Below are 12,163 nucleotides of genomic sequence, written 5' to 3' on the forward strand. Positions count from 1 at the left end.
CTAGTTCGGCTGAATCATCTTCATATTATTTTTAATCTCTTCATCGGTCATTTCACCGGTAATAATTTTAACGATTTTCCCATGTTCATCAATAAGCATCGTCGTTGGCAGCGGGTCGATATTATACGCCCGCAACACACTTTTTGACGTATCAATCGCTACCGGAAACGTCATCCCATATTGCTTAATAAATGTTTTCACTGCATAGTCTGACTCCGCAACATTAATAGCCAGTAGCTTGACGCCTTTATCTTTAAACGTTTGGTAATGTTTATCAAATGCCGGCATTTCCTTTTTACAGGGCTCACACCACGTACCCCAGAAATTAAGTACAACACCTTGGCCTTTATAATCTGCCAATGTATGCTGCTTTCCATCAACATCTTGTAGTGTAAAATTCGGCGCCGTATCGCCGACTTGTAGTACAGCACGCTCCTCTTTTGTTGCCGCACTATAGACCGTATAAATAATGGCCACCACTAAAATCGCGATGATGCTGCCACGTATCCATGCACGCTTTTTCTTCATCCTCTATCCCTCCCTGACTATCATAACGTTCAATTATGTACAAAAAATGAAGAAAAGCGGATAAAATCGACATTTCGACTTTATCCGCTCATTTTATTATTTACCGATTTTACCTGTTTGCGCAAGTGCACGAAGTTGTTTTACTTCATGCGGTGTTAATTCACGCCAGTCACCAGCGTTTAAGCCATATGTTGTTAGGAAGCCAAATTGTTCACGTTTTAACTTGCTCACGCGGTAGCCGACTGCCTCGAACATACGACGTACTTGACGGTTACGGCCTTCATGAATTGTTAATGATACGATTGATTTTCCTTTTTTCGCATCTGATGAAATCACGCGTACTTTAGCTGGTGCTGTCTTTCCGTCTTCTAGCATCACACCACGCTCTAATTTACGAATCTCTTCACGTTTAATTAAACCATTGATTGTCGCGATATATGTTTTTTCCACATTGTATTTTGGATGTGTTAACACATTAGCGAATTCACCATCATTTGTTAAAATAAGCGCGCCAGTCGTATCGAAATCAAGACGTCCTACTGGGAAAATACGTTCATTCACTTGTTTGAATAAATCAACAACTGTATCACGACCACGGTCATCTGTTACAGCTGAGATTGTATTACGTGGTTTATATAATAAGAAGTATACTTTGTCTTCTTGTTCAATTTTCACATTATCAACTTCAACTCGGTCAGTTGGTGTTACTTTCGTGCCTAGCTCACGGACAACTTTACCGTTGACCTTCACTTGACCATCTAAAATTAATTGTTCTGCTTTACGGCGCGATGCGATACCTGCATGCGCAATTACTTTTTGTAAACGTTCCATTATTAAAAAATCCTCTCAATCGTCTCCCGACGGTATTGTATTGCTTGTACTACTTTACAAGACTTTTCATAAAAAAGCTATTTTGTTTGCGCAAAAGCTTCTTGGAATTTTGACATAAATAAGTCTTGCTCTTCTTCTATATCAAATTCTTCCACTTCAAGCGGTGGTAAATCTTCGATGCGATTTAAGCCAAAATAGTTTAAAAACTCAGTCGTTGTGCCGTATAAAATGGCACGACCTGTCCCTTCTACGCGGCCCACTTCTTGAATTAATAGCTTTTGATTCAATGTATGCAGTGGACGCTCACATTTTACGCCGCGTAAATCTTCAATTTCTACACGTGTAATCGGCTGCTTATACGCCACAATTGCTAATACCTCAAGTGCCGCCTGGGATAGACTCTGTGCCGGTGGGTTTTCCACAAGCTTCTCAATTACCTCTGCGTTCGCCGGTTTTGAAATGAGCTGATACGTACCTGCAAGTTCTTTTAACATAATGCCACGCGCTTCGTCGTGATCATAGCGTGCTTTTAATTCACTTAATGCCTCTTGTAGTTCCGTCGGCTCACTATCTGTTAACTGGGCAAGCTGATGTAATGTCAGCCCATCCTCACCAATAACGAACAATAAGCTTTCTATTTTACTCATCAATGTTGTCAAATTGTTCATCGTCGATGTCTTCCTCTCGTAATTGAACAAATAATTGCTCAAAGTTTTGTTGTTGCTCTACCGAAACGATTTGACGCTTCATTAATTCTAATAGCGATAAAAACGTCACAACAAGCGTTTCGCGGTCATCTGATGGAAAAAGCTCATGAAATTCTGCGCGCCCCTGCATCGTACGCAATGCATCGATAACGGTACGCATTTGTTGTTTTACGGTTAGCCCTTGTTTTGCGACACGCGTTGCGAGTGGTGCACGCATTTTTTTTCGCTTCAGCATTTTTTGGAAGGCTGCTACCATATCATAGACATTGACCGATAGCTCAAGCTGTAACTGTTCTTCCTCCATATATTGCGACAAATCAGTTGGCGGACGCGTATACATTTGCACGCGCTCTTGCTCGCGTTCTTTTAACTGGAACGCCGCCTCTTTAAATTTACGGTATTCGACTAAGCGGGCAACTAATTCATCACGTGGATCGACTTCATCGACATCTAACTCGATATCATCAAGCTCTCCTTCATGAATCGGTAGCAGCATTTTACTTTTGATTTCAAGCAATGTTGCGGCCATCACTAAGTATTCGCTTGCCTCATTTAGCTCTAGTACTTGCATCGCTCGTAAATGCTCCATATACTGAGCAGTAATCTGTTTCATTGGTATATCATATATATCAATTTCCAAGCGGTGAATTAAATGTAATAATAAATCCAGAGGACCTTCAAAAGCGTCCAGTTTTACCTCGTAAGACATACACATCATCCTGACAAAAAATAGATTCAATCTAAAGTATAGAGGAAAGGAAGCAAAATGTACAAACGTTCTTTCGTGTTATTTTTAAGTTATTTCAATCGTAATCGTGATTATTTTGAATGTCATGAAGTGTTAGAAGAGCACTGGAAAGAGGTGGCGCCAGGTGTGCGCGATCATGAGCTTGTCGGCTTTATCCAACTGGCCACTGGTATGTATCACTGGCGACGTGGCAATTACCGCGGTGCACAGACGATTCTTGCTAAAGCATCACGTCATCTTCGCCTACATCCGACAAGCAGCTATTACACTGGCATTGATATGGCGACGCTGTTAGCGCAGCTGACACATATCGAGCAGCAAGTACAGCAGCAGGCGCCATTTAAGCCCTTTGCAATTTCTATTGTAGATGCGAAATTACAAGCACAAGTTGCCGCAGCGCCACTTCCTGACTTATCGGAAGACTTCATTCGTGATAAGCATAAGCTCCGCAATCGTGACGACGTGATTTTACAGCGCGCTGAGCGTTTAGCTGCGAAGCACCCGCACTAAAAAAAGAGGCCTCCACTAGTCGGAGACCTCTTTTTCTATGTTGTTAAAGATGGGCATTCTCTTTTGCAATTTTTGTCGCAACATTATCATAATAACGCTGAACAATTTGACAAGGAACTAACTCGCCACATGCTTCCTCTGCCGCTACGGCTTCAAGCATTTGGCGCCCAATCCCTTCCCCGCGGTGAGACGGATCAACTGTAATGTGGCGCACAACCCAGTGCTCTGGTTGTTTCTCAACGCCTACTAAGCCGATATAATCTTCCTCGCATTTCCATAAGTAAAGCTGCCAGTCATCTTCGTTTTCATATATACGAATCGTTTGCTGCAATACCTTGAGATTTTTCTCTTCTGGCATGAAAGAAAGTAGCCCCATCGCTATTTTTTCGAATGCTTTTTTATAACGATATAACATGTTTTTATCCCTCTTCTTTTTTCGCCTCAAACTTCACTTTGACTATCCTACACGAAAAAATCGAACGACGCAACATTTTTTCCAAAAATTAGGAAACCACTACCATTTTAATTCAATATCTAATTGAGCCATATCCTCATAGCTTTCACGTTTCACTGCAAGCTGATGGTTGCCATTTTCGACGAACACAACTGCCGGACGTCCTACGCGATTGTAGTTTGAAGCCATTGAATAGCCATAAGCTCCTGTACAGAAAGTCGCCAAAATATCACCTGTTTGTACTTCTGGTAGCTTAATATCTTCAATAATTTTATCGCCCGATTCACATAATTTACCTGCTACTGTGTAATTTGTCGTTAATGCGGCATTCATATTATTCGCAATCGCACCCTCATATTTTGCCTCATAAAGTGCTGGACGAATATTATCACTCATACCACCATCAACCGCGATGTATTCACGTACATCTGGCACTGTTTTATGAGAGCCTACTGTGTAAAGTGTCGTGCCCGCATCGCCGACTAGTGAACGGCCTGGCTCAATCCAAATTTCTGGTAGCTCAATACCAAAGGCCTCCGCTTCTTTTTTCACGGCTTTAATCATATCATCCACGTAAACGGCTGGTTCAAGCGGTGCATCTTCTGCTGTATAACGGATACCAAAGCCGCCTCCTAAATTTAATACCGTCGCTTCAAACGCGTATTGTTGCTTCCATTCAGCCATTTTATCCACAACCTTTTTCGCTGCTAAGCTAAATGCTTCTGTTTCAAAAATTTGTGAGCCGATATGACAGTGCATGCCTTTTAATTGTAAATACTCATCTTTATATAATGCTTTGAATGCTTCATCTGCTTGACCATTCGATAAATCAAAGCCAAATTTCGAATCGGCTTGTCCTGTTGTGATGAAATCGTGTGTATGTGCCTCGACACCTGGTGTCACACGAATTAAAACTGCCATTTTTTGTTGGCGCTCGCGTGTTAATTGTTTTAATAGCTCAATTTCATAAAAGTTATCAATCACGATACAGCCGATTTTTGCATCAAGCGCATACGTTAATTCTTCAACACTTTTATTATTGCCATGGAAATGAATCTTTTCTGTTGGGAAGCCTGCTTTTAGCGCTGTGAATAATTCACCGCCTGATACGACATCGACAGATAAGCCTTCCTGTTGTGCTACTTGGTAAATAGCTACAGCTGAAAAAGCTTTTGATGCATAGGCAACTTGCGCTTTGACGTTTTCTTTTTTAAATGTCTCCACAAAACCTCGTGCACGCTCGCGGAAAAGCGCAATATCGTAAATGAATGCTGGTGTGCCGTATTCTTTTGCTAATTCAACCGTATCAACGCCACCAATCGCTAAATGACCTTCTGATGTTACGGTTTGTGTTCCATATAAATGCATATTCATTCTCCCCTAACCACATTGTTGAAATATTCGTAAAAATTATTATACTCAGAACTTTAACATAAAAAAAGGCGTAATTCTAATTTTTTCGAATTTTTATGTAGAACACTGTATAAATGAAAGAAAATTGGTCGTTTCTTCTATTAGTGCGTATTTTTAAAACGTCCTTTGCTAGCAAGTGAAAAAAATTCACCCTTTCCTTACACATATGCTTCATTGAAAATCCTTTATCAGAAATACTTGATAAGCTCAGGAAGCGTCTTTTGGCTACGACATAGTTAAAAATAAGTGCCAAACAATGCCGATATGCATAATAAAAAAGCTTGCGCTATTAATTATCTTGCAGAAAGCAGTCAAGCAAAATTTTTATTCACTATTTTTGTGCATATCATTATTATTTTTGCGCTTATAAAAAAGCCTGTTTTCATGCAAAATGGGTTAAAAAAGGTCGTTTCCGATGCTCTACCGGGTTGTTTTAAGCGACGAACTCGTGCAACTAGCTTGCTCTCTGTCATTTATTTTACACGCGCTAAAATGCGCCATTTTATAAGTACAGTAGCGTGATCTTTGTTCAAAAAAAGCCCCAAACAACGTGAAACGGGGTGAAAATCGACCTCTAGCGGATGTTTTTGAGCCGTTTTTGTCAATACTGCGTGCTAAATTATATTAACTATCGCCAGCTTTATCGTATTTATTTGCGTCTACTCGCTATTCAAACAAATGATTACGCAATATGCAGGTCTATCAGCTTAGCGTTGACACATATTCAAAAATATGTCGTATCGAAAAGACGCTTTCTCGGCTTTTGACGAGTTTTAATTTTTCACAACAAAAAAGCATGTTCACTCGTGAACATGCTGAAAAGATTATGCTTCTTGCCACTGCGCTAATACACGTACTGCAAGCTCTGCGAAATAATTAGCCGCAACGCTTAAAGCATCTTCTGTCAAACGGAATGCGGGATGATGCCAGCCATGTGGTCCATCGACGCCCATCCAGACGAAAAAGCCTGGAATCGTTTGCTGATAAAAGGCAAAATCTTCGCCCGCAGGATTTGGAATGGCTTCTACTGCTACATAGCCAATCGCTTCTGCCGCCTCACGTGCAACCGTTTCAAAGCGCGCGGCATTATCTACAACTGGTAAGTACGGGAACCACCGGAAATCCGCTTTCGCACCGTAACTTGCGGCAATGCCTTCTGCAAGCGCGCGCATACGTTTACCCGTTGTTTCACGGTCTACTTCTTGGAATGAGCGTACCGTTCCTTCTAATTCGGCTTTTTCCGGAATGACATTCCACGTATTACCGGCTTGGAATTTTGTGACCGATACAACGGTATTACTAAATGGACTTAGGTTACGGCTCACAATTGATTGGAAGCCAGCAACAATTTGCGAGGCAATGACGATGGGGTCAATGGTGTCATTTGGAATACCCGCATGACCACCAATGCCTACTACATCTAATTCAAAACGGTCCACACTCGCCATTAATGAACCTGATTTTACACCAATCGTACCTACTGGTAATTCCGGTTTATTATGCATACCAAAAATCGCGGCAACATTTTGTAGTACACCTTTTTTCACTACGTAATCTGCGCCCTGCGCTACTTCTTCTGCTGGTTGGAAAATAATGCGCACCGTACCTTTTAACTCAGCTACACGCTCTTTTAATAAGAGTGCAGCCCCAAGAATCGATGTCGCGTGAAAATCATGTCCACATGCATGCATGATACCATCATTTTTTGATGTGAATGTTACGCCAGATTGCTCCGTAATCGGTAATGCATCAATGTCAGCACGTAAGGCGATTAACGGCCCCGCTTGTGCCCCTTTAATTTCTGCAACGACGCCCGTTTCTAAACCAAAATCAACAATGTCAATGCCCGCTTCTGTTAGCCAATTTGTTAAACGCTTTGTCGTTTCGTACTCATGAAATGACAACTCTGGATGCTCATGTAGCTCTCGACGATATGCCACTAATTTTTGTTGTAAATCCATCATTTGTTCCTTCTTTCTATCTTCTTGTGTTTCATCGTATGCTCGAACGACATGCTTGTCAATATTCAAGTAATCAAAAAAAGCGCCAGGAACATGTCCTAGCGCTTTTTTGCCGATTACTCGGTAATCACTTCTTCAATTAATGCTGGAATGGCTGGTTTGGTATCGACAATTGAAATATTCGCATAGATTTTTTCGATAACTTCTTGCACATCTTCGCGGTTCGCGTAGATTGTTACAAGTGAGTCGCCCTCTTCTACGGCGTCACCCACTTTTTTGTGTAGCATTAACCCAACAGCTAAATCGATTTCAGATTCTTTTGTTGCGCGTCCTGCACCAAGTAGCATCGCCGCTGTCCCGATTTCATCCGCCACAATATGACCGATAAAGCCTGCTTGTTTTGCTGGAACTTCTACTTTGTATTTCGCCTGTGGTAATAGTGATGGATCATCTGCTACTGCAGGATTGCCACCTTGTGCCTCAACAAATTGCTTAAACACGTCTAGCGCCTTACCGTTTGCAATCACTTCTTTTAGCTGTTCACGTGCTTCTTCCAGCGTTGTGGCATGACCTGCTACAACAACCATTTGAGAGCCAAGTGTTAAGCATAGCTCTGTTAAGTCCTCTGGTCCATTGCCTTGTAATGTTTCAATCGCCTCTTTTACTTCAAGCGCATTACCGATTGCTGCGCCAAGTGGCTGGTCCATATCTGAAATGATGGCCATTGTTTTACGACCGACTGCATTCCCGATTTTCACCATCGCTTTCGCTAATTTAATCGAGTCTTCCTTCGTTTTCATAAACGCACCGTCACCTGTTTTAACGTCTAACACGATCGCGTCAGACCCAGCAGCGATTTTTTTACTCATAATTGAGCTCGCAATTAACGGAATGCTTGAAACAGTGCCTGTTACGTCACGTAATGCATACAGTTTTTTATCAGCCGGTGTTAAATTACCTGATTGTCCGATAACAGCTACTTTAATGTCATTTACTTGTTTCGCAAACTGCTTTGTCGTTAATTCCACATGGAAGCCTTCAATTGCTTCTAACTTATCGATTGTACCACCTGTATGACCTAGGCCACGACCACTCATCTTCGCTACCGGAACACCTGTAGCCGCTACTAATGGGCCAAGTACAAGCGTTGTTGTATCGCCCACACCACCTGTCGAGTGCTTATCAACTTTTACACCATCAATGGCAGACAAATCAATTTGGTCACCTGATTCAACCATTGCCATTGTTAAATCAGCACGTTCGCGGTCCGACATATCTTGGAAATAAATGGCCATTGCTAAGCTACTTGCTTGATAATCTGGAATTGTACCATTTGTATAACCTTCAATAAAGAAGCGAATTTCTTCTGTTGTTAATTCATGTCCGTCGCGTTTCTTTTCAATAATATCTACCATGCGCATCGTATAATCCCTCATTTCATCAAGTTAAAATCAAGTTAGTTTAGGTCATTTAAGAAACTGTCACCGTACTGTGGTAGCGAGACGTCGAAGTTATCCGCTACCGTTGCGCCAAGTGAGGCGAAAGTATTCATTTTTGGTAATGCTTTTCCGCCATTAACGAAGCGTTTTGAATATGCGATTAATGGCACATATTCACGTGTATGATCCGTCCCTGGGAAGGTTGGGTCATTGCCATGGTCTGCTGTGATTAATAATAAATCATCCTCACCCATTGCCTCTAACACTTCTGGTAAGCGGCGGTCAAACTCTTGTAATGCCTCTCCGTAACCAAGTGGATCGCGGCGGTGACCAAAGTTCGCATCAAAATCGACTAAGTTCAGGAATGATAAACCATGGAAGTCACGTTTTACGACATCCACTAATTTATCCATACCGTCCGTGTTGTCTTTTGTACGAATGGCTTCTGTGACACCTTCGCCATTGTAAATATCTGAAATTTTACCAAGTGCGATAACGTCTAAATTGGCATCTTTCAGCTCATTCATTACGGTACGACCAAATGGTTTTAATGCATAATCATGACGATTAGACGTACGTGTAAAGCTTCCTGGCTCACCAACGAATGGACGTGCAATGACACGACCTACTAAAAATTCTGGTTTTTGTGTGAGCTCACGTGCGATTTCACAAATTTTATATAATTCATCTAACGGCACAATATCTTCATGTGCGGCAATTTGCATAACAGGGTCAGCAGATGTATAAACGATTAAGGCACCTGTTTCCATATGCTCCTTCCCGTAATCCTCGATAACCGCTGTACCTGAGTACGGTAAGTTACATAAGATTTTGCGTCCTGTACGCGCTTCCAATTCATCTAATAATTCTTTCGGGAAGCCTTCTGGGTATACTTTAAATGGTTTGTCGATGTTTAGGCCCATGATTTCCCAGTGACCTGTCATCGTATCTTTTCCTACAGATGCCTCTTGCATATAGCCAAAATAAGCCTCTGGTTTATCAACACTTGTCATCCCTTGTAAATCTTCGCGGCCCACTAAGCTACGAATATTCGTATAACCTAAACGTTCCATATTTGGCATATGAAGCCCTTTCATTTCTTCCGCGATGTGCCCTAGTGTATCAGCACCTACATCATTAAAGTTTGCTGCGTCTGGAGCTTCGCCGATTCCGACAGAGTCCATAACGATTAAGTGAATACGTTTAAATGGTTTCATTAGAAAAACCCTCCTATCAATTACTTACATTCTAACAAATTTTCATGAAAAATAAACGTCAGACCTCTGACATTCTAAAAAAAATTACGCACGTGGATGGAACGTCTTATAAACCTCTCGTAGACGTGTTTTACTAATATGTGTATAAATCTGCGTCGTTGAAATATCCGCGTGACCTAACAACTCCTGAACAGCACGTAAATCTGCGCCATTTTCAATCAAATGGGTCGCAAAGGAATGGCGGAAAATATGCGGTGTCATCTTCTCAATACCCACTTTTGATGCGTATCCCTTCAATAGCTTCCAAACACCCTGTCTCGTTAACCTTTTCCCTCGTTGGTTTAAAAATAACGCCTCCGTGCGATTCTCTGGCTTTTCAAGCACAAAGCGTCCCTGGTTTAAGTACGTCTCGCAAGCCGCAATGGCTGATCGACCTAGTGGCACAATACGCTCCTTTCCACCTTTACCGAAAACGCGCACAAAGCCCATCGTCAAATGCAGGTCCTCACAGTTTAAATCAATACACTCTGAAATCCTCATTCCTGTCGCATACAATAGCTCTAGCATTGCACGGTCGCGTATATTTGCAGGTGGCTTCGCATTTGCAGTCGCATTAATAAGGGTATCTACTTGTTCAATCGTGAGCACTTCAGGAAGCTTCTGCTCAAGCTTCGGGAGCTCAATATGAACGGTTGGGTCATTGGCGCAGCGTTTTTCACGTAATAAAAACTGATGAAATGACCGAATGGCAGAAATATGACGCGAAACAGTACGCGCGGTATTCCCTGCTTCACGCAACTGTTGTAAATGAAGTAAAATATGTACCCGTTCAATATCATCGAAATGCTTTATGTTTTGCACTTCAAAAAGATGCGTAACATAGCTCATTAAATCACGCTCATATGACGTGAGCGTATTGGCCGCAAGCTGTCGCTCCACACGTAAAAAGTGCAAATAATCCGCTACGGCATCTGTTTGTTGTTCCATCTAATCCCTCCAATAAAAAAAAGGACAGCATCTGCTATCCTTCCTCTAAGCTATAAACGTATCATGCTGTCCTATCTACTAGCTTATTCAATAGGAAGTTTTATTGTTCATCTTCGTTTGCATGACGTTCATTACAACGCCAGCAAATACCATGAAATGTTAAGCGGTGGTCCTTAACTGTGAAATTCCAGCGTTTTTCAACGACTGCTTCAACATCGTCAAGCAAGTCTTCTTGAATTTCATCAACGGCGCCACATTCGATACAAACAAGGTGGTGATGGAAGTGAGCTGCGCCTTCTTGACGAAGATCATAACGAGAAACTCCGTCACCGAAGTTAATTTTATCGACAATTTTTAGCTCTGTTAAAAGCTCTAGTGTACGATATACTGTCGCTAGCCCAATTTCCGGTGCTTTTTCTTTTACGAGTAAATAAACATCCTCAGCGCTGAGGTGGTCTTCTTCGTTTTCTAAAAGCACGCGTACCGTTGCTTCACGTTGCGGCGTCAGTTTATAGCTCGCACCATGTAGTTGTTTTTTAATACGATCAATACGGCTTTCCATATGACGCCCCCCTAAACTGTTCCTATTATACCAAACTCTAAATTATATTTTCAATATGATATAAGTTATTTAAATTAGAATGATTACTAAATTAGAATAATTATAAAATGATTTTCAATTAGTAACTGCTACATGGACTATATTAGCGAAATATCATAAAAAATCAACTATTTTCACTTAAATCGGGAGTTTCTACATAAGAATCATTCTATTTCCTTTGTTGATTGTATAGCCACATGACCGCAATAATCGTTTTCGCATCACAAATCGCACCTTGTGCCATGAGGTTTTGTGCTTCTTCTAATGTAATCGCTGACATTTCAACAAATTCATCGTCATCTAATGCCGCAGGGTTGTCGAGTTTGAAAATATCACGTGCGACAAAAATGTGCACGACCTCGTCACAAAAGCCTGGTGATGTCACAACCTCTTGTAAATACGTTAAGTTTTGCGTGCCGTAGCCTGTTTCTTCCTCAAGCTCGCGTAGCGCACAAACCGTTAAATCCTCACCCGGCTCGATTTTACCTGCTGGAATTTCGACGATTGAGCGATTTAACGCTTTACGGTATTGTTCGACAACAATTAATTTGCCATCCGCTGTAATCGGAATAATCCCAACCGCACCAGGATGTTTCACGATTTCACGCTTCGCTTGTTCCCCGTCTGGTAATGTTACAGTATCTACTTGTACTTGAATAACGCGGCCACTAAAAATCGGTTCTGTTGCAATCGTTTTTTCTTCAAATTTCATGCTCTTTTTTCTCCTATCATTTTCCTTTTACTGCTATTCATTGTACCATGTTTTA

General features: G+C 41.5%; 13 protein-coding genes. 1 reads left to right on the forward strand and 12 read right to left on the reverse strand.

From position 1 onward, the window contains the following. From resA to QI30_RS09850, 4 genes are all read right to left on the reverse strand, one after another. Positions 1 to 528: a thiol-disulfide oxidoreductase ResA gene (gene resA, locus QI30_RS09835; protein ID WP_126990688.1), complete on the reverse strand. Its 528-nt coding sequence runs from the start codon at positions 526 to 528 to the stop codon at positions 1 to 3. A gap of 96 nt (positions 529 to 624) precedes the next feature. Next, positions 625 to 1,359 carry a pseudouridine synthase gene (locus QI30_RS09840; protein ID WP_020189570.1) on the reverse strand — a complete coding sequence of 245 codons (735 nt, stop codon included), beginning with the start codon at positions 1,357 to 1,359 and terminating at the stop codon, positions 625 to 627. 77 nt (positions 1,360 to 1,436) lie between these two features. Further along, positions 1,437 to 2,027, reverse strand: a complete 591-nt coding sequence (gene scpB / locus QI30_RS09845; RefSeq protein ID WP_020189569.1) for an SMC-Scp complex subunit ScpB — start codon at positions 2,025 to 2,027, stop codon at positions 1,437 to 1,439. Then, positions 1,999 to 2,775 (reverse strand): segregation/condensation protein A, encoded by a 777-nt coding sequence (locus tag QI30_RS09850; protein ID WP_126990689.1) that lies wholly within the window; start codon positions 2,773 to 2,775, stop codon positions 1,999 to 2,001. Before QI30_RS09850 ends, scpB begins: the two co-directional genes overlap by 29 nt. Before the next feature lie 57 nt (positions 2,776 to 2,832). Between QI30_RS09850 and QI30_RS09855 the strand changes: the two genes are divergently transcribed. Then, the gene (locus QI30_RS09855; protein ID WP_126990690.1) at positions 2,833 to 3,324 is read left to right on the forward strand and encodes a DUF309 domain-containing protein; all 492 of its coding nucleotides are present in this window, start codon (positions 2,833 to 2,835) and stop codon (positions 3,322 to 3,324) included. A gap of 43 nt (positions 3,325 to 3,367) precedes the next feature. Here QI30_RS09855 and QI30_RS09860 read toward each other — a convergent pair whose 3' ends face one another. The 8 genes from QI30_RS09860 to QI30_RS09895 form a co-directional block, all read right to left on the reverse strand. After that, positions 3,368 to 3,739, reverse strand: a complete 372-nt coding sequence (locus QI30_RS09860; RefSeq protein WP_020189566.1) for a GNAT family N-acetyltransferase — start codon at positions 3,737 to 3,739, stop codon at positions 3,368 to 3,370. A gap of 99 nt (positions 3,740 to 3,838) precedes the next feature. Beyond that, on the reverse strand, positions 3,839 to 5,146 hold the full coding sequence (gene lysA, locus QI30_RS09865) for a diaminopimelate decarboxylase (RefSeq protein WP_126990691.1): 1,308 nt from the start codon (positions 5,144 to 5,146) through the stop codon (positions 3,839 to 3,841). 869 nt (positions 5,147 to 6,015) lie between these two features. Then, positions 6,016 to 7,155 (reverse strand): amidohydrolase, encoded by a 1,140-nt coding sequence (locus QI30_RS09870; protein WP_126990692.1) that lies wholly within the window; start codon positions 7,153 to 7,155, stop codon positions 6,016 to 6,018. 113 nt (positions 7,156 to 7,268) lie between these two features. Then, the gene (locus QI30_RS09875) at positions 7,269 to 8,573 is read right to left on the reverse strand and encodes a pyrimidine-nucleoside phosphorylase (protein ID WP_126990693.1); all 1,305 of its coding nucleotides are present in this window, start codon (positions 8,571 to 8,573) and stop codon (positions 7,269 to 7,271) included. 35 nt (positions 8,574 to 8,608) lie between these two features. Beyond that, positions 8,609 to 9,808: a phosphopentomutase gene (gene deoB, locus QI30_RS09880; RefSeq protein ID WP_020189561.1), complete on the reverse strand. Its 1,200-nt coding sequence runs from the start codon at positions 9,806 to 9,808 to the stop codon at positions 8,609 to 8,611. Positions 9,809 to 9,892: 84 nt separating this feature from the next. Continuing rightward, complete coding sequence (gene xerD / locus QI30_RS09885; RefSeq protein ID WP_126990694.1) at positions 9,893 to 10,795, reverse strand: site-specific tyrosine recombinase XerD; 903 nt, start codon at positions 10,793 to 10,795, stop codon at positions 9,893 to 9,895. Between the two features lie 100 nt (positions 10,796 to 10,895). Then, positions 10,896 to 11,357: a Fur family transcriptional regulator gene (locus tag QI30_RS09890; protein ID WP_020189559.1), complete on the reverse strand. Its 462-nt coding sequence runs from the start codon at positions 11,355 to 11,357 to the stop codon at positions 10,896 to 10,898. 208 nt (positions 11,358 to 11,565) lie between these two features. After that, complete coding sequence (locus QI30_RS09895) at positions 11,566 to 12,108, reverse strand: NUDIX domain-containing protein (protein ID WP_020189558.1); 543 nt, start codon at positions 12,106 to 12,108, stop codon at positions 11,566 to 11,568. Between the last annotated feature and the right edge of the window lie 55 nt (positions 12,109 to 12,163).

The sequence above is a fragment of the Candidatus Kurthia intestinigallinarum genome (assembly GCF_003991225.1).
Classification (GTDB): domain Bacteria; phylum Bacillota; class Bacilli; order Bacillales_A; family Planococcaceae; genus Kurthia; species Kurthia populi.